This window comes from Kribbella shirazensis (assembly GCF_011761605.1).
GTDB lineage: Bacteria > Actinomycetota > Actinomycetes > Propionibacteriales > Kribbellaceae > Kribbella > Kribbella shirazensis.
Genome location: NZ_JAASRO010000001.1, coordinates 8,175,795 through 8,196,437 on the forward strand (window position 1 = coordinate 8,175,795; position 20,643 = coordinate 8,196,437).

A 20,643-nucleotide genomic window follows, 5' to 3' on the forward strand; every position below is an offset into this window, starting at 1 on the left:
CCTACGAACCAGTGATCAGGGCCAGTACTTCGTCACGGACGCGTTCCATCGTGGCCCGGTCCGCGGCCTCGACGTTCAGCCGCAGCAGCGGCTCCGTGTTCGACGCACGGACGTTGAACCACCACTGTCCCGCCGACACTGTCAGACCGTCCAGATGGTCAACGGTAATGCCCTCGCGACCCGCGTACGTGTCTTCGATCGCCGCGACCGTCGCCGCCGCGTCCTCGACCTTGTTGTTGATCTCGCCGGACGCGGCGTACCGCTCGAACTCCGCGAACAGCTCACTGGCCGGCCTGTCCTGCTCACCCAGCGCGGCCAGCACGTGCAGCGCGGCCAGCATGCCGGTGTCGGCGCGCCAGAAGTCGCGGAAGTAGTAGTGCGCCGAGTGCTCGCCACCGAACACGGCGTCGGTCTCGGCCATCTGCTGCTTGATGTAGGAGTGCCCGACGCGGGAGCGCACCGGCGTACCGCCGTGCTCGGTGACCAGCTCCGGGACGGCCTTCGAGGTGATCAGGTTGTGGATGACGGTCGAGCCCGGGTGCTTGGCCAGCTCGCGGACGGCGACCGCGCCGGTGATCGCGCTCGGGGAGATCGGGTCGCCCTGCTCGTCCACCACGAAGCAGCGGTCGGCGTCGCCGTCGAAGGCGAGGCCGAGGTCGGCGCCGGTCTCGCGGACCTTGGCCTGCAGATCGACCAGGTTCTTCGGGTCGAGCGGGTTGGCCTCGTGGTTCGGGAAGTTGCCGTCCAGCTCGAAGTACAGCGGGACGATCGTCACCGGGCCCTCCGCGAAGACGGCCGGGACGGTGTGGCCGCCCATGCCGTTGCCGGCGTCGACGACCACGGTGAGCGGGCGGATGCCGCTCAGGTCGACCAGGTCGTGCAGGTGGTCGGCGTAGGCGGTCAGCAGGTTCTTGCGGGTGATGTGGCCCGGCGTCGCGCCGGTCGCCGGCCCCTCGGTCAGCGCCTTGGCGACCAGGTCGGCGATGTCCCGCAGACCGGAGTCGGCGCCGACCGGCGCCGCACCCGCGCGGCACATCTTGATGCCGTTGTACTTGGCCGGGTTGTGGCTGGCGGTGAACATCGCGCCGGGCAGGTCGAGCCGCCCGGACGCGAAGTACAGCTGGTCGGTGGACGCCAGGCCGATGTCGATCACATCCGCGCCCGTGCTGGTCACACCCTCGGCGAACGCGGCCGCCAGCGCCGGGCTGGACGGCCGCATGTCGTACCCGATCACGACCGCCCCAGGACCCGCGAGCACGTCCAGGACCTCGACGAACGCCGCCCCGGTCGCCCGGGCCACCGACTCGTCCAACTGGTCCGGGACGACCCCGCGCACGTCGTACGCCTTGAAGATCGCCGCAACGTCAACCATGCGTGGACCCTATCCGGCCCACCGACCAACCCGTATCTCAGCCTCGGTCCCCGCACCGCAGGCAACAACTGAGCATCGTTGTCAGCAGGTGTCCTGACGCTGCCTCTCCGGTTTCGTATGTTCGGTTCTTGGTCACCGCGAGGCGTGGCCTGGCGGCTGGGGGTGGCCAATGACGTTCTTGCGGCAGGCTCTGCGGTACCGGAGGTCCCAAGGCCTGGTCCTGGCCGGGATCAGTCTGCTGATCGGCACGTGCGCGGCGTTCGCGCCCTGGTTCGCCCGGGCGGTCGAACAGACCGTCACCACCGAGGCCCTGACGCACCAGTGGAACTCCGCAGCCTGGCAGCTCAAGTCGACGGCGGCCGACGGATCGGCCGAATCGACCCGGCCGGAGGACCTCGCCCAGCTCGTCCCGGCCGACCTGAAGCAGCTGTTCACCCCGCCGGTGTACGGACGGACCGCCGTAGTGATCTGGGGTCTCGGCAACGCCAGACCTACCGTCGAAGGCCGGGTGGTGTGGCGGGACGGCTACTGCGCCCAACTCGAACTGACCGCCGGCCGGTGCCCCCGCGGCCCCGGCGAGGTCGCCGCATCGTCAGCGGACGCGAAGAACTTCGGTCTGACGGTCGGGGCGACGCTCAGGGCCCAGACCGCCAGCGACCCCAAGCGCAGCCCGCTCCGCGTGGTCGGGATCTACCAGGCGGACGCCGAAGCCACCTACTGGTTCGGCCGCAGACCGACCGGGAACTCGCGGCAGGCCAGTGACTCCCAGCCCCCGCTGGGCGACTTCCTGCTCGCCGAGCGGGGCACCCTCTCCGCGGGGTACTGGGACGCCTACTCGACGCTGGACACCCGCCCGCAGCAGGGAAGCGCGCGAGTCGACGACCTCGATCGGATCCGGCAGGTCACCGATCAACTCGAAGCCCAGATCGCCGAACGCGGCATCGACGCGCGGAACAGCTCAGGACTGATCGGGGTCATCGACGGCATCGAGACGGAGCGACGGCAGGCCACGACGATCATCCCGCTGGTGATGGTGCAACTGGCCCTGTTCGGAGTGGTCGTGCTGGCGCTGGCGCTGGCCACGGTGGTCGACCAGCGCCGACCGGAACTGGGGGTCTCGCGACTGCGCGGGTCGGGCACCGGCGCGACAGGCCGGAGGCTCGCCGTCGAGCTGAGCGTGCCCGTGCTGCTCGGTACGTTGGCCGGCGGGGCGGCCGGTTTCGCAATGCTCCTCACCGTACGAGAGACCTGGCTGGGCGGAGTTGCGCCGCTGGAGGTGCCGTGGACGGTTCCGGCAGCGGTCGCCGTGGCGGCTCTGGCCGGGCTGACGGTCGTCGCGCTGTCGGTCCGCACCGTCGCCCGCCGGCCGATCTCCAGCCTGCTCCGGCGGATTCCGCTCCGCGGACGCCACCGCCCGATCGGTCTGATCGATCTCACCGTCATCGTCGTCGCATCGGCCGGGCTGGTGACCGGACTGACCAGTGGCGGACGAGGCCCCCTCCCCATCCTGACTCCCACCTTGCTCGCTCTGGCAGCAGGACTCGCCTTCGCACATCTGCTGTTGCCGGCCGCGGGGCTGGTCAGCAGGCGTGCGCTGCGCAGGGGGCGGCTCGGTCTCGCGCTCGGCGCGCTGCAGGTAGCCCGGCGCCCGGCCGTGACGCGGCTCGTCGCCGTGGTCGCCGTCGCGACCGGCCTGACCTCGTTCGCCGGTCAGGCGGCGTCGGTCGCCGATCGCAACCGGGACACCCGGGCCGGCTACGAGGCCGGCGCCGAGGCGGTACTGGCGATCGAACCCACCAGCCTCGGCGTCTTCACCGCGGCAGCCGACAAGGTCGATCCGGACCGGCAGTGGCTGACCCCCGTCGTACTCACCAGTCCGCCGTCGGCGGACGGTCTGCGCGCCGTACTGATCGAACCGGACAGCTATCGGCGGATCGCCTTCCGCGGCGATCGGCTCACCGATGCCGAGGGCTTCCGCAAGCTCCAGGCGCCCACAGAGCCGAAACCGATCGAGCTGACCGGTCAGCGGCTGACGGTGACCGCCGACGCCGGCGCGATGACGTCGTACGAGCCACCCGCCGGTGACAGCGTGGTTCCTCCTCCCGAGGAGCCGGCCAAGTCGGTGGTCCTGCAGGCGACGGTGGTCAACCAGAGCAGCGGGGGGCGCTATCTGGTGCGTTTCCCGCCGATACCGCTGGGGCGGCGCGGTCCGGTCACGCTGAGTGCGGCGCTCGGCTGCCTGCCGTCCTGTCAGCTGCTCCGGCTCGGGGTGTCTCGCGAAGTGGGTGACACTGCCGGTGTCAAGGGCGAGATCCCGATCAGCCGCCTGGCGACCGACACCCAGCAGTCGATCCCCCTGGGCCGGACGCAGGACTGGACGAACGGCTCGCAGCGGGGAGCCGACCAGGGCAGCATCGCGGCCAGGAAAGCGCCGAACGGGCTGGCACTCGACGTGACCAGCATCGGCGGCGAACTGAACCTCCAGCATGCCGCGATCCCCACGCCGGCGCCGGCGCTGGTGAGCCCGGACACCGTCGGCGAAGCTCTGACGGTGCCCGGCCTCGACGGGATCTCGATCCCGATCGCCGGGGTCGGCAACCCCCTGATCCCGGTGCCGCGCCACACCGACCTGGTCGCCGTCCTCGACCTGGAGACCGCTCGCCGTTTCGGCGGGGGCGTCGACCGCGCTTCGACGGAGTTCGAGCTCTGGCTCAACGCCGACGGGCTCGCGAACGTCGGCAAGATCATGGACGGCCTGACCGCGGCCGGGGTCACCCCTACGCTCGTCGACCGGCGGTCGGACCGGATCGATGGGTACGGGCGCTCCGCCAGCGCACTCGCCCTCCAGCTCACTCCGGTCGTCGGCCTCGCCAGCTGGGCCCTAGCGGTCATCGTGCTGCTGCTGACGGCCGTCAGCTCCTGGCGATCCCGGGCCCAGGACTACGCGAGCCTGCGGATCAACGGCGTACCGGCGAGCACGACCGGTGGGGCCGCGCGCTGGGAACAGACCGGACCGGTCGCACTGGCGGCGCTGCTCGGGTCGGCCTGCGGCATCGTCGGCGCTCACATCGCGCTACCGATGTTCCCGCTCTTCGCGGAAACCGCCGAACCGTCGCCGATTCCGCTCGACCTGGCGATCAACTGGCCCGGAGCGGTGATCCTCTGGCTGGCCGGCACCGTCGTGCTGACGGCGACAACGCTGGTGCTGGGCACCAGCGTGAACCGGCGGGCGGGCTACAGCCGGATCCGGGAGGAACTGTCATGAGCGGACTGGCGATCAGCACCAGCGGCCTGGTCCACATCTACCGGAGCCAAGGCCATGACGTGGCCGCCTTGTCGGGTATCGGGATCACTGTGCGGCCCGGTGAGTTCGTCGGTCTGCTCGGCCCGTCCGGCGCCGGCAAGTCCACGCTGCTTCAGCTGTGTGGTGGACTGCTGACGCCGAGCGCCGGGCGCCTGCAGATCGGCGAGCACAACCTGACTACGATGACCGAGCCCGAGCTCGACCGGATGCGCGCCCGTGACGTCGGCATCGTGTTGCAGGGAGCCGGTCGCAACCTCATCCCGTACCTGTCACCTCTGGACAACGTCCGCTACGCACAGCGCGCCGCGTCTCGCGACCGGTCCTTGCCGACGCCGGAGGACGTACTCGACCTGGTCGGTCTGACCGACCACGCCCGTACTCCGCTGCCCTCGCTGACCCCCGGGCAGATCCAGCTCTGCGCGGTCGCAGTGGGAATCGCCACGTTCCCCGGCCTGCTGCTGGCCGACGAGCCAACGAGCCAGCTGGATCACCGGGCCCGGGACGAGGTTCTTGCCGCGATTTCGACCATCAACACGAGCACCGGCATGACGGTGCTGCTGGTCACCCACGACCCAGAGGTCGCTGCGTCACTTCCCCGCACCGTCACGATCCGCGACGGGCGGATCGCATCCGAAGGGCGCAGCGGCGAGGAGTTCGCGGTCGTCGCCGCCGATGGTTCGCTGCCGCTGCCGCCGCACGTCGCCGAGTTGCTGCCGCCTGGAACCCTGCTCCGCGTCACCACCACCGAGGACGGCGACGTTCGCCTGAACCCCGTACAGCAAGAAGGTCAGTCGTGATCACCGTCACCAAGCTCACCGTCGCCTACGACGACCTGGTCGCGGTGGCGGACGTTTCCCTGCGGGTCCCGCCCGGGTTCGTCCTCGCGGTCAGCGGGCCGTCCGGGGCCGGCAAGAGCTCGCTGCTGTGGGCCCTCGCCGGCGCGGTCCGGGCGAGCTCCGGCCAGGTCGAGGTGGACGGTCTCACGATCAGCGACCGGCCCACCGCCGCGGCGCACGGCGTCGTACTGATCCCGCAGGGCAACGGTCTGGCCCGGGTACTGACTGCCCGGGAGAATCTCTCCTTGCCGCTGCTCGCACAGCGCACCGACCCGGAAGCGGTCGACCGGCAGGTCGAGCAGGCACTGGCCGATGTCGGGCTCCAGGACAGCGGCGACCATCTGGTCGAGGAACTGTCCGGCGGCGAGCAGCAACGCGTCGCCGTCGCCCGTGGACTCGCCCAGCAGGGCCGAATCATCCTCGCCGACGAGTCCACCAGCGAACTCGACGGCACGAACCGTGAACGAGTCCTCGACCTCCTCCGCCGGGAAGCCGGCCGCGGCGCCGCGGTCATCATGGCGACCCACGACCTCAACGTCGCGGCCGGCGCCGACGGCCACGCCACCATGGACGAAGGCCACCTGACCTGGCAGCGGAGGCTCTAGGTTCTGTCTGGCGATGGATCGCCAGACAGGGCCTAGGCCGTTTCGAACCAGCCCGGGTTCTTGCGGTGGTGGACCGTCGGCAGCTGGCGCGGGCTGGTCGGCGCGGCCCACTTAGCGGCGTTGGCGATGATCTGCTGGACCTCGGGCTGGTGGTACGTCGGGTACTCCTGGTCGCCGGGGCGGAAGTAGAAGACCCGGCCCTGACCGCGGCGGTAGCAGCAGCCGGAGCGGAACACCTCGCCCCCGGTGAAGGAGCTGACGAACACCAGCTCGTCGGGCTGCGGGATGTCGAACAGCTCGCCGTACATCTCCTCGCGCTCGATCACCAGCGGGTGCGGGATGCCCTGCGCGATCGGGTGGCCGGCGGCGACGGTCCAGATCAGCTCACGGTCGTTCTCGGCGCGCCAGTCGAGCGAGCACGTCGTACCCATCAGCTTGATGAAGATCTTGCTGAAGTGCGCCGAGTGCAGCGCGATCAGGCCCATCCCGGACAGCACGTGCTTCTGCACCCGGTCGACGACCGCGTCGTCGACGTCGCCGTGCGCGGCGTGACCCCACCAGGTGAGCACGTCGGTGTCGGCGAGCACCTCCTCGGTCAGGCCGTGCTCCTCCTGCTGCAGCCACGCGGTACGGACGACGACGTCCTGCCCGAGCTTGTCCCGCAGCGCCGCCGCGATCGTCTCGTGCATGGTGTCCGGGTAGACCTTGCGCACCGACTCGTCGCGGTCTTCATGGACGTTCTCGCCCCACACCGTGACGCGAATGGGTTCAGTCATTGAGCACAACCTCTCGTCCCGCCTTCGCCGAGGCGTAGCAGGCGTCGATGATCTCGGTCCGCAGCAGCGCCTCGGACCCGTTCTGGCCTTCCCACTCACCGCTCTTGACGATCCGGACGAACTCGCGCACGACGGCGCGGTGCCCGAGCCCCGCGCCGGTCGCCGGCTTCACCTCGGCGGGTACGCCGCCGACGTCGGTGAAGATCCGCAGCGTGTCCTCGTTGGTGTAGTTCTGCACCTCGATCTTGGCGCCGCCGTCGGTCCCGAACAGCTCGATCCCGAAGTTGTCACCCGGCGCCCGGAACGTCGCCCAGCTGGTCTCCAGCTGCAGCGCGCCGCCGCCCTTCAACCGCAGGTACGCCGTGGCCAGGTCCTCCACCTCGAACGCCGATCCGAGCGTGTTCGCGTTCGGGTCGCGGCTGCCCTTGCCGCGCGGGCCGAGCTCGGCGAAGGTGTCCGCGGACACCGTGCTGACCTGCGGCTCGCCCATCAGGTGCAGCGCCATGTCGAGGATGTGGACGCCGAGGTCGATCAGCGGGCCGCCGCCGGACAGCTCCCGGTTCGTGAACCAGCCGCCCATCCCGGGGATGCCGTTGCGGCGCATCCAGTGCGCCTTCGCGTAGTAGATCCGGCCGAGCTGGCCCTCGTCGATCTGGTGCTTGAGCGCCGCGACGTCACCGCGCTCGCGGTGGTTGAAGACGACCTTCAGCACCCGGCCGGCCTTCTTCGACGCCTCGACCATCGCGGTGCCCTCGGCGACCGTCCGGGCCAGCGGCTTCTCGGACAGCACGTGCAGGCCCTTGTCCAGCGCCTTGAGCGCGATCGGGGCGTGCAGCTGCGTCGGCGTACCGATGCTGACCGCCTCCAGCCCCGGCGTCTCGAGCAGGTCCTCCCACTTCTCGTACAGATGCGGTACGCCGTGCTTCTCGCCCAGGCTGGTCAAGGCGTCCTTCTCCAGGCCCGCCAGCGCGATCACCTCGACGTCCGGCAGCTCGGAGAACGCCTCCAGCGCCGTCCGCCCGGCGAAACCCAGTCCTACGACACCGACCCGCAGTTTTTGATCGTTCACACCCACGATCCTCTCCCGATGACAACGAAGGCCACAAACCTGTTTCCACAGTACGGAACAGGTATCAACAGCCGACGGACGGGGCGGTGTGTCAGCGCGCGTCCGGTCAGTCGCCCTCGGGGTCGAAATCCGGGTCGATCTGCTCGGGGGACAGCGCCAGGACGTCGGCCAGCTCGAGCACCAGGGCGGAGCGGACCAGCCAGGCGAGGCTGCTGCCGGAGCGCTCGGCGCGGAGCTCGATCGGGCGGCGGAACACGACGATCCGGTAGGGCTCGTGCGACGTACCGCCGCTGGCGTGCGTGAGCGGGATCTCGGTGGCGTCGAGCTCCAGGTTCGGGACGTCCTCGATGGCGAACTCGACCCGCGCGACCACCTGCGGGAGCCGCTTCTCGAGCCGCGTCACCTCGATCGCGACCACCTCGTCGAACTGCGCCGCGGCGGACCGCTGCAGCGGCAGACCCCGCGGCGCGAACGTACTCGGCCGGCTGATCGGGCCGAGCATGCCGCGGCCGTGGCGGTCGATGTGCCTGCGATGACGGCGAGCCTCGGTCACGCGCTCAGCCTAGTGGGGGTAACGTCTGTGCGTGAGCATCGCCAGGATCTGTTCGCGCGCCGGATGTCAGAAGCCGGCCGTCTCGACGCTCACCTACGTGTACGCCGACTCCACCTGCGTCCTCGGACCGCTCGCGACGTACGCCGAGCCGCACTGCTACGACCTGTGCGCCGACCACGCCGACCGCCTCACCGCTCCGAACGGCTGGGAAGTCATCCGGCTCGCTCCGGACCCTGCCGCGGCCGGCCCGTCCTCCGACGACCTGGAGGCCCTGGCGAACGCGGTCCGCGAGGCAGCTCGCCCCCTGCCGCCGCGTGAACCCCGCGCCGGCACGCCGGGCGCACCGGTCGAGGTCGCCCGCCGCCGCCACCTCCGCATGCTGCAAGACCCCGGCGCGAACACCTCCGAGGGCTGATTACCGCAGCGCCGCGCTGACGTCCGGCTGAGCGCCCAGCTGAGCCCGGAACACCAGCGACGTCGTCAGCGGCCACGCGGCCACCTCCGGTACGTCGTCGTCCGCGGGCTTCGCGGCCGGCATCAGCGTGACGCCCGCGACCAGGGTGCCCCGCGTCTGCTGCACCATCAGGTACGTCGGCCGCGGCTGCGCCGGGAACGCGATCTGCGCCGTCGCGCCGTTGACCACGTCCAGCGCCCGTGTGACCAGCACCCGCCCGGCCGCGTCCCGCAGCTCGAACTTCACGCTTCCGGCCTTCCCCGGCGCGGTCACCTGCAGTACGGCGGGCTGCTTGTGAGCCGGTATCACCAGGTAGGCCGGTCCGGTCAGCGCGTCCGCGGACCCGATCGAGGAGAACTCCGTCTTACTGGCATCGGTCACCCGCATCGACGCGGTCACCGGCTGGTCCGACGTGATCGTGATCCCGCTCGGGTCGCCGTGCAGCACCTGGTCGAGCATGAACGTCTTCACCGAACCGGCCGGGATCTGCACGGTCTCCAGACCGGCCGGTTTGAACGGCCCGTTCGGCCCGTTCACCGTCAGGCTGGCGGACGCCTGCAGGTCGGTCGGGTTCGCCACGGAGAGGATCCGCAGACCGGCGCCGGGCGCCACCGCGGGGACGAACACCTTCGTCGCCGGCGCCGCGGACGTGTTCAGCCAGTCCACACCGACCGGCTTGTTGCTGCTCGACGCGTTGGAGCGGACGGCTGCCGCGACCCGGCCGCCTGTCGACTCCACGTGCAGGGCGAGGTCACGAAGGTTCGGCGCGACCTGCTTGAGGTACAGCTCGAACGTCCCGTGGGCCGGGACCACGATGCCTCGGGCGGCGGGCAGGTCCTGGGCGCCGGTCCGCGCGAACACGCCGACGTTCACCTCGGCGTTGATGCTGTCGAGGTTGGTCAGGACCAGGACGTCCCGCCGGTCGGCCGCCCCGGACGCGCCGACGAACCAGAAGTCCGATCCGGGCACCTGGCACGGCACGCTCGCCATACCGCGGTTCACGCCCTCCGGCGCGGTCGTCGTACTCGTGCCGACCGTCCCCGCCGCGAGCGGACCGGTGCCCTGGACGGCCAGCGGCTGCGGCTTGACGACCACCGGGCTCGAACCGATGGTGCCGCGCTTCAGCAGCGACCCGACCGGGTCGGACGTCGCCGCCAAGGCCGCGATCGACAACGGCTCGGCGCTCCCCTCCGCGGTGGGGGTCCCTTCGGGCAGGATCGGCGAGACCGCGTTCACCACGCCGGCCATCTTGCCGCCGGGCGACAGCGCCGGGCACGCGAGCGCCGTACGGTTCACCACCGTCCGGGCCGGCTCGGTGACGGCGGACTGCGCGATGGTGTCCGCCTTCCGCGGATGAGTGACCACGCTCAGCCCGGCCAGCACGGCCATGGCAAGGACGACGGCGCCGATCCGGAGGCGCGGGTCCGACAGCAACCGGCTCACCGGTCCCTCCTCGCGTGGGTGCCGTGCGGTACGGCGACTGTGCGGCGGACCGTCGGCAGGCAGAACACGAGCGCGATGAGCCAGCCGATGATCCCGAGGACCCGCCAGACCGAATGCGTCTGGTCGACCAGCGGCGTCTTGCCCTCGATCTTCGACCGGTCGACCAGCCACGAGGCGTCTCCGTCGCTCGCGCTGGCCCTGGTCAGACCGGGTAGCGAGTCCAGCGTCGCCTGCAGCGTCGAGTCGACCGGGCCGGGAAGGTACACGTAGTCGATCGCGAGTCCGGCCAACTGCCGGCCCTCCTCACCGCTACCGCCACCGCCGAGCGTCGCCAGGACGTCGGTGATCGGCTTGGTCTGCGCCGCCGTGGGCGCCGCCTCCAGCGCACCCATCCGCGGACCGCCGTCCTTGACCAGTGAGAACCGCATCTGACCGCCCGGTGCCTTACGCACCACCAGGATCGACTGGTTGTCCGGCGGATCCTGCGAGGCGACCAGGTACGCCGGGAGGTCCTGAGCGGGACCGCGCCACAACGGGCCGTCGGCCCCGCGCACCAGCCAGAAACCCGCCGTCACCACCGTCGTCACCAGCACGATCCCGAGCACGCCCTGGACGATGATCTCGGTCGACTTGCCGACCGAGTCCCACGCGACCGTGACAGCGATGACCCAGCCCGCTGTCATCAGGAACATCAACGGTCCGCTGCCGCCACCGAGCCGGCTGGCGACCAGCGTCCCGGCCAGACCGGCCAGCGCGGCGAACCAGCCGAGCAACTCGTACCGCTGCCGCGACTGACGCAACAGACTGACCAGCGCCACCAGAATCAGCGGTACGGCGAACCACCAGGGCGCGGGCGCACCGATCGGCGTACCCGTCAGCAGATGCGGCAGGCTGTCACCCGGACCGACCGCAGCAGTCGGAGGACCGCCCGCCTCCTGGCCCAGCTTCGACGGGTGCCGCACCAGCTCGAGGACCCACGGCAGCACGAGTAACAGGCCCAGCACGACGGAGAACACCAGCTGACGCCCTTGGCGCCGCCAGCCGAGCCCGAACACCGCACCGAGGACCAGAAGCACCGCGACCAGCAGACCAAGCGCCGGCGTGAACGCGAACAGCACCGCCAGACAGATCCCGGCGAACCACGCGGCCCGCCAGCTGCCCTGAACGACGACGCGCCGCCGCCGGGCGACGGTGTGAACCGCGGCGCCGAGCAGCGGCAGCACGATCGCCGCCACACACGTCCCGAGCCGTCCCTGCGAGATCGCACCGTTGGTGAAGACAGCCAGCCCGTACGCCGAGGCGCCCCAGGCCCTCGCCACGCGGTCGACGACGAACGCGCGCAGCAACGCCCACGCGGCCAGACCGGCCAGTGGGACCGCGCCGAGCAGCAGGACGTTCGTCGCACCGGTCGGACCGAACAAGACTGTCGAGAAGGCCCACAACTGCGCCAGCCAGGCCGGTGGCGTCACGCCAGGTGGAGCCGATGCCGCCGCGTGCCAGAGCGCCGCGATGTTCTCGTGCGCCGGGAGCAGCAGGCTGGAGCGCAGTACGCCGCCGCCGATGAGATCGCGCGCTGCCACCAGCGCACCGATCGCCAGCACGACCCACGCGATCAGGAACGGCCGCCGGATCAGCTGCCGTCGCCACCGCGGCTGGTCGGTTGCGACCCGTGCGGTGGACTTGGCGCGGCGGGCCGTGGTGACGACCTGTTCCTCGGGTTCGTCCGCCCAGGCTTCACGGATCCGCTCGGAGATCGTGCTGGTGGTTTCCTCCAGGTTGTGCCGCAGTGCGTGCACGGACCGGGAGAACAGTCCCTTGATGTCGTCGTACGGAACCCTGTCGAGGCTGCGGCGGTTCTTCCGGGCCGTTGTCCAGCCGCCGGCCAGCAGGGTGCCGAGCAGGGCGGTCCACTCGTCGACGGCGCCGGAGGGCGTCTTGCCGAGCAGGAACCAGATCGAGCGCATCACGGTCCCGAACAGGAACCGCAGGATCAGCAGCGGCAGGAGCTTGCCGGGCGCGTTCGCGAGAACGGTGTAGTACGCGTGGGCGCGGTCGAGTTGGTACGCGTGCCGCCGGGTGCCGGCGAGCGCTCGCTCACCGGTGGCCGCGGCCTGCGCGTGGTAGACGACCGCGTCGGGCGCGACGCCGACCTGGTACCCGGCGCGGCTCGCCCGCCAGCCGAAGTCGATGTCGTCGCGGAACATCGGCAGCCGCGGGTCGAAACCGTGCAGTGCCTCCCACACGTCGCGCCGTACCAGCATGCCGGCCGAGCTGACCGCGAGGACGTTGCGCGGCTGGTCGTGCTGGCCCTGGTCGAGCTCGCCGTTCTCGATGCCGGTGTCGCGGCGGCCGCCGAGCGACGTGGTGACGCCGACCTCGAGCAGCTCACGGTCCCGCGGCCAGAGCCGCAGTTTCGGGCCCCAGACCGCGGTGTTCGGCGACATAGTAGCCTGGAGCAACAATTTCTCCAGGGCCTTCGGGGCCGGTGCGCAGTCGTCGTGCAGCAGCCACAGCCACTCCACCACGGGCATGTGGCCGTCGTCGCCGTACGGTCCGACGGCGCTCGGGATCGGCGCGAAACCGTGCGCCTCGAGGCCGCGCGCGACCGCCACGCCGAAGCCGGTCCGCGCGGAGACGCTGACCACCGGCTCGACACCGGGCATCGCGGCGAGCAGTTCGGCCGTTTCGTCGGTGGATCCGGTGTCGACCGCGATCAGCCGGTCCGGACGGGGATTGAGCGCCCACAAGGCCTCGGACAGCCGCGGCAGCCAGGCCGCGCCCTCATGCCCGACCACCACCGCGGTGACGACATGCCGGACCCGCGGACGACCCATCGGGTCGTCGATGTGATCGGTCGGGAAGTCGACGGAGTCGAAGAACTCCCAGCCGGCCGGGGCTTCTTGTTCCATGCGGAGCTGTGACACCTCGATGCTTGCGGACGGTCACCGTGACCGCAGGTCCCGGCGAGGACTCACCATACAGCCGCCGTCGGAGTGTCAGGAAAGCCGCGGGCTCCAGGCCAGAACGCCGCGGGCCCCGGGGATGATCACCCCGGGGCCTCGCGGAAGTCCAACGTGTAGTTGTCTGGTGCGTGCGGACCGTCAGACGGCCTTCTTCTTCAGCTTGCGGCGCTCCCGCTCCGACAGACCGCCCCAGATCCCGAAGCGTTCGTCGTTCTGCAGCGCGTACTCGAGGCACTCGCCCCGGACGTCGCAACCGAGGCACACCTTCTTGGCCTCGCGGGTGGATCCGCCCTTCTCCGGGAAGAAAGCCTCTGGATCGGTCTGGGCGCACAGCGCCCGTTCCTGCCAGTTCGGCTCCTCCTCGATCGCCTCACCGTCGACAATCGCCATCAGGCCTTCTGTCACGGTACGACCTCCTCGACCCTGTTCGTTCCCCTGTACATGTGGGTTTGCGGTCCACATGCCTGACCTCGTCCGTCCTGCGCTCTGCAACGGTCCCCGATACCGAGTGTCCTAACGAACGACACGGTTGAAATTACATTCCTGCAATCCACGAAAGTCAAGCCGTGCTCTGCTATTGGGATCATCCGCAACATGCCCGCAAAAGAACGAGAGGCCTGTAGATACAGGCCTCTCGCGCTGTGTACCCGGGCTCAAACTTCATACTGCCGGGATTTTCCCTCAAGCTCGGTAAGGGCTTGCTGCCCTGATCGCCTGATCAGGAAGGCTGTGACCACCAGCCCTGCTGACCCTGACCCTGCTGGTTCTGGTCGTTCTTCTCCGGCTCCACCCGCGGGTCGATCCGGGTCTCGTCGGCGGATTCGCCCGGCTGCGCGGGCTCCGCGGCGCTCGGCTGCTGCTCGGCGGCCGGCTTGTCGTCGGCCTGCCAGGCCTGCTCCTGCTGCCAGGCCTGCTGGCCCTGCTGAGCATCCGCCTGCTCCTGCGAGCCCTCAGCGGTGCTGTGCTCCGGCTGGCCCCACTCCTGGCCGGCCTGCGGCTGCTGGCCGTACTCCTGGCCACCCCACTGCTGCTGGCCGGCGTCGGCGCCGCCCCACTGCTGCTGCTCCTGCGGCCACTGCTGCGCCTGCTCCTGGCCGCCCCACTGCTGCTGGCCTTCGGCGTTCCAGGCCTGCGTCGGCTCGACGCCCTGGCCTTCCGCGGGCCAGGACTGCTCCTGCTGACCGGCGTGCTGCGCAGAGTGCTGGGCGGAGTGCTGACCGGACTGCTGCTGGGCCTCGGCGTCACCGGCCGACCAGGCCTGCGGCTCGCCCTGGTTCCAGCTCTGCTCCTGCGGCCACTGCTGCTGGTCGCCCTGGGCCGCGGCGTATCCACCAGCAGCACCAGCGGCGCCGGCGGCACCCGCCGCGTAACCGCCGTACTGCTGGCCCTGGTCGTACTGACCGTACTGACCCTGCTGCTCCGGCTGACCGTAGCCCTGCTGGCCGAACCCCTGCTGACCGTACGGCGCCTGCTGGCCGAACTGCCCCGGCTGACCCTGCTGCTGGAACTGACCCGGCTTCGGGGCCTTGACCGGCGCGGGCAGCGCCTGGAACGTCTTCAGCAGGTAGAACCCGACAGCGCCGTACAGCGCGAGGCCGCCGAGCGACGCGACGAAACCGACGATCTTCTCACCGGCGGTGCCGCTGCCGTTGAACTGCGCGAACGTGGCCACCAGGCCGATGAGCAGGAAAAGACCGGTGATGGCGAGCGCGGCCAACGCAACGATCCGTGCGTTCGGCGTCCGCTCGCCCTCGTTCACCATCCACACCGCACCGACCAGCGCGAAAATCAGCGCCAGCGAGGTGATGGACGGCGGGACGATGATGCTGTGCACACCGCCGGAAGCGGCGACGAAGCCGATCCCGCCGACGAACAGCTGGAACAACGAGGCCAGCGCGAGCAGGCCGGCGAAAGCGAGCAGGATGTACGCGACCGGCTCTCTGAGCTTCTTGGTTGCGTCGGTGACCACGAGGGCTCCTCGGATGTTGGGGGGCCGTACAACTGAGCTGTGCGGATGTGATGACTCACCGCAGCATAGTCGTGCCGTGGTTCGACGCATTGACGACTCGTGCAGACTCTTCCCATGCGATTGCCCATGCGATTGACAGTGCTGGCCGGCGGCATCGGCGGTTCCGCCTTCCTGCGAGGGCTGCTCAAGGCCCGTCCGGACGCCGAGATCACCGTCGTGGGGAACACCGCGGACGACATCACGCTCTTCGGCCTGCGGGTCTGTCCCGACCTCGACACGGTGATGTACACGCTCGGCGGCGGGATCTCGGAAGAGCGCAAATGGGGCCGCGAGGACGAGACCTGGGTGATCAAGGAGGAGCTCGCGGCGTACGGCGTGGAGCCGACCTGGTTCGGGCTCGGCGACCGGGACATCGCGACGCACCTGGTGCGGACCCAGATGCTCGACGCCGGCTTCAGCCTGAGCGCGGTCACCGAGGCGCTGTGCGCCCGTTGGAAGCTCCCGGTCCGGTTGCTGCCGATGAGTGACGACCGGATCGAGACCCACGTGGTCGTGGACGACCCGGAGCAGCCCGGACGGCGCAAGGCCATCCACTTCCAGGAGTACTGGGTCCGCTACCAGGCCGGCATCCCCGCGCACCAGATCGTTGCCGTCGGCCAGGACAAGGCCAAGCCCGCTCCCGGCGTACTGGAAGCCATCGCGGACTGCGACGTCCTGATCGTCCCGCCGTCGAACCCGGTGGTCTCGGTCGGCACGATCCTCGGCGTCCCCGGGATCCGGGAGGCGGTCCGGGAGACGCCGGCGCCGGTCATCGGGCTGTCGCCGATCATCGGCACCGGCCCGGTCCGCGGCATGGCCGACAAGGTGCTGGCCACCGAGGGCGTCGCGGCGACCGCGTCGGCGGTGGCGCGGTACTACGGTTCGCGCGCGTCCGGCGGCGTCCTGGACGGCTGGCTGATCGACACCTCCGACGCGATCCAGGCGGATTCGATCGCCGGAGCCGGAATTCACGTGCAGGCGGTGCCGTTGTGGATGACGGACGAGACCACCACCGCCGCGATGGCTGACGCGGCACTGACCCTCGCGGAGGCCGTGCGGCGATGAGGAAGCACCTGGAGATCTTCCCGGTGACCGGACTACCCGAGGTGGCGGCCGGGGACGACCTGGCGGCACTGATCGCGGACAGCGCCGACCTGCGTGACGGCGACGTCGTCTCGGTGACGTCGAAGATCGTCAGCAAGGCGGAAGGCCGGCTGACGTACGGCACCCGCCGGGACGCCGTGGACGCCGAGCTCGTCCGGGTCGTCGCGCAACGCGGCGAGACCCGGATCGTGCAGACCCGGCACGGCCTGGTGATGGCCGCGGCGGGCACCGACACGTCCAACACGGTCCCCGGCACGGTGCTGCTGCTCCCGGTGGATCCGGACGCGTCGGCGCGCGCACTGCGCACCGCGTTGAAGGAGCGGTACGACGTCAACGTCGGCATCGTCGTCACGGACACGCTCGGCCGCCCGTGGCGCAACGGCCAGACCGACCTCGCGATCGGCGCCGCCGGCGTCACGGTCGTCGAGGACCTCCGCGGTACGACGGACAGTCACGGCAACGTGCTTGCGGTGACCGAGCCCGCCCTGGCGGACGAGATCGCCAGTGCGAGTGAACTGGTCAAGGGCAAGGCGGACGGGGTGCCGGTCGCCGTACTGCGTGGACTGGACGACGCCGTACTGCCGATCGGCGAGCACGGCCCCGGCGCGCGGGCGCTGGTGCGGGACGCCGAGCACGACATGTTCAGCCTGGGGACGCGGGAGGCCGCGCGGGCCGCCGTACTCGACCGGCAATCGCCCGCCGGGACTCGGGAAGCCGATCCGGCGCTGTGGTCGGGGTTGCTCGCCGACGTCGACGGTGTACGTCTCCAGGTCGGTGACAACGCTGTCACAGTCTTTGGCGAAGAACCCGTGACGGTCGGTATGGTGGCCGAGCGGCTCGCCGTACTCCTGCACGCCGAGGGGTTCGGCGTCACGGTCCGGCCGGGGCCGGGCAGCGAGGCGACGGTCACGTTCGGCTCACGGTCGCGGTAGTTTTCTAGGCAACTTCTCAGTGTCGCCTCGTACACTGCCTTCGCACGGCGGCGCGGTGGCCGCCCTAATCCGGGAAGACCAAACACTGTGGGTAAAGCGTCGTCGCAGAAACAGTCGCGCCGCGAGATGATCGAGAAGATGCAGCGCGAGCAGGCCCGCTCGGACCGGCGCCGCACCATCCTCATCGTGGTCGCCTCGATCGTGATCGGCCTGGCCATCATCGCCTACCCGGCGATCCGGCTGATCCAGGACTCCCGGACCAAGAATCAGGCCCTCACCGACTTCGGCGTCGCGGCGTCGGCGGCGTCGTGTGACGCGCCCACCAACGACGACGGCGGCGGCACCCAGGACCACCGTCCCGACGGGGAGAAGATCGCCTACGCGGTCTCCCCGCCGTCCTCCGGTCCGCACTACGCGAACTGGGCGCCGTTCGACAAGAAGTTCTACACGATGGACGACCGTCCGGCGGTTGAGCACCTGGTCCACAACCTGGAGCACGGCTACACGATCCTCTGGTACAAGGACACGCTGCCGAAGGACCAGATCGACCAGATCGAGAAGATCTCCAAGTCCAAGCTGCCCGACAGCTCGATCGGCAAGTTCATCGCCGCCCCGTTCAAGCAGGATGAGGGCAAGGGCTGGCCCGAGGGCAAGAACCTCGCCTTCGCCCACTGGAGCGCCCCCGGCGCCGACCAGAAGTCCTTCGCCCACCGCCAGTTCTGCGGCTCGGTCAGCGGCGAGGCCCTGAAGCAGTTCATGGAGAAGTACCCCGCCGCCGACGCCCAGGAACCCAACGGCGGCTGACCACCAGCACCTGTGAACGCCCCCGAGAGCAACTCCTCTCGGGGGCGTTCGTCGTAGGACGACGAGTACCGTGGAAGCCCCACGCGGTGCTACGCGTGGGTAAACCACATCCCCCATGCATCACAGAACTCAGATGTAGTTGGCGTGGTCGGATTGGACTTGGGCTACCAGGTCCTTGACGCGTTCGCCGTCGGACAGGGGGCAGACCATGGTGACGTCCTGGGTGTGGACGATGATGTGGCTGCGGAGGCCCACGGCGGCGACCAGGTGGTCCGGGTCATCGGTGACGATGATGTTGTCGTGGGAGTCGAGCAGGCAGCTGAGGGTGATCCTGTCGGTGCGGTTGCCGTTCGCGTCGGCCTCGTACGTGTCGGCGAGCGCGGCCCACGAGCCGACGTCCAGCCAGTGCACGGGCATCGGTACGACGACCACGTCCGCGTCGACCTTGCCCTGCGAGGCCGGCTCCATGACCGCGTAGTCGACGCTGATCTTGCGCAGGTTCGGGTAGATCTGCTCGAGGGTCGCGTCCCGCTCGGGGGTGTCCCAGACGGCGGCGACCTCGCGCAGGCGTGCGGCGGACTCGGGCAGGAGTTCGTCGAGCACGTTCAGCACGGTCGACGCCTGCCACACGAACATCCCGGAGTTCCACCAGAACCGTCCGGTCGCCAGGTACTCCTCGGCGGTCTCGCGGTCCGGCTTCTCGCGGAAGCGGTCCACGACGTACGCCGACGTACCCTCGATCGGCGCCCCGCGCTCGATGTACCCGAGCCCGGTGTGCGGATGGGTCGGCTCGATCCCGAACGTCACCAGCGACCGCGGCCGCGCCTCCACGACCTCGAACCCGTGCTCGATCGCCGCCCGGAACTCCTCCTCCGGGCTGATCAGGTGGTCCGATCCGACGAACGCCACCACGGCGTCCGGATCGTTGCGCGCCACCACGGCGGACGCGAGCCCGACGGCGTTCGCGGTGTCCCGCCGGGCCGGCTCACCGATGATGTTGTGCGGGCCGAGCTCCGGCAGCTCCTTGCGCACCACGTCCGTGATCGCACCGACGGTGCACACGTAGATGTTCTCCGGTTCGACCAGGCCCAGCAGCCGGTTGTACGCCACTCGCAGCAACGACTGCCCGGCCGCCAGCGGCAGCACCTGCTTCGGCCTGTCGTCTCTGGACATCGGCCAGAGCCGCGTCCCCGAACCACCCGCCAGGATCACCACGTTTCGCATGAGGAAAGACCCTACCGGTCGTCACCAGGCGACTGCGGAATCCTCAGGTGCTGGAGGTCCGGAGGAACCGGCGAGTCCGCGGGCTGCCAGAACAGCTCGGCCTCACCGTCGAGCGCCGTCGCAGGCGCGTCCGTGAGCCGGAAGCGGTCGCGCAACCTGCCGTAGAAGTCCGTCGGGCGCAGCCGCACAAGCCGCAACCGGCGCGGTGATCCGTAGACACTGATCCAGTCGCCAGGATCGAGAACGCCGCGCAACTGCCCGTCGATGCTGACCGCCGCCTGTCCCGAATGCGGCAGGACCCGCAGCGCGATCGGCTCGTCCGGCGCCGCGACCACGGTGCGGTTGAAGGTCATGTGCGGCGCGACCGGGGTGAACACGATCGCCTCGGTGTTCGGCGACAGGATCGGTCCGCCGGCAGCGAAGCTGTACGCCGTCGAGCCGGTCGGCGTCGCCACGATCACCGCGTCGGCGGAGTACGACGCCAGCAACCGCCCGGACAGGTACACGCCGAGCGCCACCTGGTGATCGCGCGCCAGCTTCTCCACCACCACGTCGTTCAGCGCGGTGACGTCGAGCGCCATCCCCCAGCCGTCGCCCTCGGCCATCTCGTGCCGGACCGGCGGCGGGGGCAGCGCGGGACCGTGCCCGTACCGCAGCAGCGACTCGATCCCGCTCGGGATCTCCAGCGGCCGCGACGCCCGCATCGTCAGCGTCATCCGTTCCTCGTACGCCGCTCCGCCGTGGTGCACCGCCTCCAGTGCCTCCTCGACGTCCTTGCAGGCGACCTCGGTGAGGAAGCCGACCTTCCCGAGGTCGACCCCGAGGACGGCGGCGTTGTTCTTCGCCGCGATCCGGGCGCCGCGCAGGAACGTCCCGTCGCCGCCGAGCGTGACGACGAGGTCGGGGTCGCCGGCGTGGTGCAGCTCGTCGGTCCCGGTCCGCCGTTCCTGGTGGTCCTTCCAGACGTCGATGTCCGTGCACCCGATCCCGTGATCGGCCGCCCACTTGCGCACGGTCCCGGCGGTCTCCACGGCCACCGCCCGCCCCTGATGAACCACCAGCCCCACTCGCCTGATCGCCACAAACCCTCCTCCGCGCTCCCCGCCTCACGGTACCGCCCGCTCCCCTCTGACACGGCGCGCGCCGTTCGTCCACCGCTCGTGGGTTGACCCACCAGATGCTGGGTTTGCGAGCCG

At 70.3% G+C, this 20,643-nt stretch carries 17 protein-coding genes; 7 read left to right on the plus strand and 10 right to left on the minus strand.

What is annotated here, in order from left to right; genetic code table 11:
- Position 1: 1 nt before the first annotated feature.
- A complete protein-coding gene (locus BJY22_RS38965; RefSeq protein WP_167217049.1) occupies positions 2 to 1,372 on the minus strand; it encodes a phosphomannomutase/phosphoglucomutase in 1,371 nt (456 codons plus the stop codon).
- 169 nt (positions 1,373 to 1,541) lie between these two features.
- Between BJY22_RS38965 and BJY22_RS38970 the strand changes: the two genes are divergently transcribed.
- The 3 genes from BJY22_RS38970 to BJY22_RS38980 are packed head-to-tail and all read left to right on the plus strand — an operon-like array spanning position 1,542 to position 6,117.
- A complete protein-coding gene (locus BJY22_RS38970) occupies positions 1,542 to 4,637 on the plus strand; it encodes an FtsX-like permease family protein (protein WP_167217051.1) in 3,096 nt (1,031 codons plus the stop codon).
- Positions 4,634 to 5,473 (plus strand): ABC transporter ATP-binding protein, encoded by an 840-nt coding sequence (locus BJY22_RS38975; RefSeq protein WP_167217053.1) that lies wholly within the window; start codon positions 4,634 to 4,636, stop codon positions 5,471 to 5,473. The genes BJY22_RS38970 and BJY22_RS38975 overlap by 4 nt, the downstream gene beginning before the upstream one ends.
- Positions 5,470 to 6,117 (plus strand): ATP-binding cassette domain-containing protein, encoded by a 648-nt coding sequence (locus BJY22_RS38980; RefSeq protein ID WP_167217055.1) that lies wholly within the window; start codon positions 5,470 to 5,472, stop codon positions 6,115 to 6,117. Before BJY22_RS38975 ends, BJY22_RS38980 begins: the two co-directional genes overlap by 4 nt.
- A gap of 32 nt (positions 6,118 to 6,149) precedes the next feature.
- On the opposite strand, the gene BJY22_RS38985 is transcribed toward BJY22_RS38980, so the two are convergent.
- From BJY22_RS38985 to BJY22_RS38995, 3 genes are all read right to left on the minus strand, one after another.
- Entirely contained in the window at positions 6,150 to 6,893 is a 744-nt protein-coding gene (locus tag BJY22_RS38985; protein WP_167217057.1) for a ThuA domain-containing protein, read from the minus strand.
- Positions 6,886 to 7,962, minus strand: a complete 1,077-nt coding sequence (locus BJY22_RS38990; protein ID WP_167217059.1) for a Gfo/Idh/MocA family oxidoreductase — start codon at positions 7,960 to 7,962, stop codon at positions 6,886 to 6,888. The genes BJY22_RS38985 and BJY22_RS38990 overlap by 8 nt, the downstream gene beginning before the upstream one ends.
- A gap of 106 nt (positions 7,963 to 8,068) precedes the next feature.
- The gene (locus BJY22_RS38995; RefSeq protein WP_337759802.1) at positions 8,069 to 8,515 is read right to left on the minus strand and encodes a metallopeptidase family protein; all 447 of its coding nucleotides are present in this window, start codon (positions 8,513 to 8,515) and stop codon (positions 8,069 to 8,071) included.
- A gap of 31 nt (positions 8,516 to 8,546) precedes the next feature.
- Here BJY22_RS38995 and BJY22_RS39000 point away from each other — a divergent pair, with 31 nt between their 5' ends.
- Positions 8,547 to 8,930 carry a DUF3499 family protein gene (locus BJY22_RS39000; RefSeq protein WP_167217061.1) on the plus strand — a complete coding sequence of 128 codons (384 nt, stop codon included), beginning with the start codon at positions 8,547 to 8,549 and terminating at the stop codon, positions 8,928 to 8,930.
- Here the strand turns inward: BJY22_RS39000 and BJY22_RS39005 are convergent, their stop codons facing one another.
- The 4 genes from BJY22_RS39005 to BJY22_RS39020 all read right to left on the minus strand — a co-directional run bounded on the left by BJY22_RS39005 (position 8,931) and on the right by BJY22_RS39020 (position 15,344).
- On the minus strand, positions 8,931 to 10,412 hold the full coding sequence (locus tag BJY22_RS39005) for a DUF5719 family protein (protein WP_167217063.1): 1,482 nt from the start codon (positions 10,410 to 10,412) through the stop codon (positions 8,931 to 8,933).
- Complete coding sequence (locus BJY22_RS39010; RefSeq protein ID WP_167217065.1) at positions 10,409 to 13,321, minus strand: glycosyltransferase family 2 protein; 2,913 nt, start codon at positions 13,319 to 13,321, stop codon at positions 10,409 to 10,411. The genes BJY22_RS39005 and BJY22_RS39010 overlap by 4 nt, the downstream gene beginning before the upstream one ends.
- A gap of 192 nt (positions 13,322 to 13,513) precedes the next feature.
- The gene (locus tag BJY22_RS39015; protein WP_020389877.1) at positions 13,514 to 13,765 is read right to left on the minus strand and encodes a WhiB family transcriptional regulator; all 252 of its coding nucleotides are present in this window, start codon (positions 13,763 to 13,765) and stop codon (positions 13,514 to 13,516) included.
- 328 nt (positions 13,766 to 14,093) lie between these two features.
- Positions 14,094 to 15,344 carry a hypothetical protein gene (locus BJY22_RS39020; RefSeq protein ID WP_167217067.1) on the minus strand — a complete coding sequence of 417 codons (1,251 nt, stop codon included), beginning with the start codon at positions 15,342 to 15,344 and terminating at the stop codon, positions 14,094 to 14,096.
- 126 nt (positions 15,345 to 15,470) lie between these two features.
- On the opposite strand from BJY22_RS39020, the gene cofD reads away from it, so the two are divergent.
- From cofD to BJY22_RS39035, 3 genes are all read left to right on the plus strand, one after another.
- On the plus strand, positions 15,471 to 16,448 hold the full coding sequence (cofD, locus tag BJY22_RS39025) for a 2-phospho-L-lactate transferase (protein WP_167219245.1): 978 nt from the start codon (positions 15,471 to 15,473) through the stop codon (positions 16,446 to 16,448).
- Positions 16,445 to 17,419, plus strand: a complete 975-nt coding sequence (locus tag BJY22_RS39030) for a coenzyme F420-0:L-glutamate ligase (protein WP_167217069.1) — start codon at positions 16,445 to 16,447, stop codon at positions 17,417 to 17,419. The genes cofD and BJY22_RS39030 overlap by 4 nt, the downstream gene beginning before the upstream one ends.
- A gap of 138 nt (positions 17,420 to 17,557) precedes the next feature.
- Complete coding sequence (locus BJY22_RS39035) at positions 17,558 to 18,223, plus strand: DUF3105 domain-containing protein (RefSeq protein ID WP_238350579.1); 666 nt, start codon at positions 17,558 to 17,560, stop codon at positions 18,221 to 18,223.
- A 129-nt stretch (positions 18,224 to 18,352) separates the two neighbouring features.
- Here BJY22_RS39035 and BJY22_RS39040 read toward each other — a convergent pair whose 3' ends face one another.
- Together BJY22_RS39040 and BJY22_RS39045 are read right to left on the minus strand one after the other, a co-directional pair.
- Positions 18,353 to 19,447, minus strand: a complete 1,095-nt coding sequence (locus tag BJY22_RS39040; RefSeq protein ID WP_167217072.1) for a mannose-1-phosphate guanylyltransferase — start codon at positions 19,445 to 19,447, stop codon at positions 18,353 to 18,355.
- A gap of 11 nt (positions 19,448 to 19,458) precedes the next feature.
- Complete coding sequence (locus BJY22_RS39045) at positions 19,459 to 20,529, minus strand: NAD(+)/NADH kinase (RefSeq protein WP_167217073.1); 1,071 nt, start codon at positions 20,527 to 20,529, stop codon at positions 19,459 to 19,461.
- Positions 20,530 to 20,643: the final 114 nt, after the last annotated feature.

Excerpts from the sequence above, each read along its gene's own strand:
- BJY22_RS38965 (WP_167217049.1), bottom strand. The coding sequence starts at position 1,372 with ATGGTTGACGTTGCGGCGATCTTCAAGGCGTACGACGTGCGCGGGGTC.
- BJY22_RS38970 (WP_167217051.1), top strand. The coding sequence starts at position 1,542 with ATGACGTTCTTGCGGCAGGCTCTGCGGTACCGGAGGTCCCAAGGCCTG.
- BJY22_RS38975 (WP_167217053.1), top strand. The coding sequence starts at position 4,634 with ATGAGCGGACTGGCGATCAGCACCAGCGGCCTGGTCCACATCTACCGG.
- BJY22_RS38985 (WP_167217057.1), bottom strand. The coding sequence starts at position 6,893 with ATGACTGAACCCATTCGCGTCACGGTGTGGGGCGAGAACGTCCATGAA.
- BJY22_RS39010 (WP_167217065.1), bottom strand. The coding sequence starts at position 13,321 with ATGGAACAAGAAGCCCCGGCCGGCTGGGAGTTCTTCGACTCCGTCGAC.
- BJY22_RS39015 (WP_020389877.1), bottom strand. The coding sequence starts at position 13,765 with ATGGCGATTGTCGACGGTGAGGCGATCGAGGAGGAGCCGAACTGGCAG.
- cofD (WP_167219245.1), top strand. The coding sequence starts at position 15,471 with ATGCGATTGACAGTGCTGGCCGGCGGCATCGGCGGTTCCGCCTTCCTG.
- BJY22_RS39030 (WP_167217069.1), top strand. The coding sequence starts at position 16,445 with ATGAGGAAGCACCTGGAGATCTTCCCGGTGACCGGACTACCCGAGGTG.
- BJY22_RS39035 (WP_238350579.1), top strand. The coding sequence starts at position 17,558 with ATGCAGCGCGAGCAGGCCCGCTCGGACCGGCGCCGCACCATCCTCATC.
- BJY22_RS39040 (WP_167217072.1), bottom strand. The coding sequence starts at position 19,447 with ATGCGAAACGTGGTGATCCTGGCGGGTGGTTCGGGGACGCGGCTCTGG.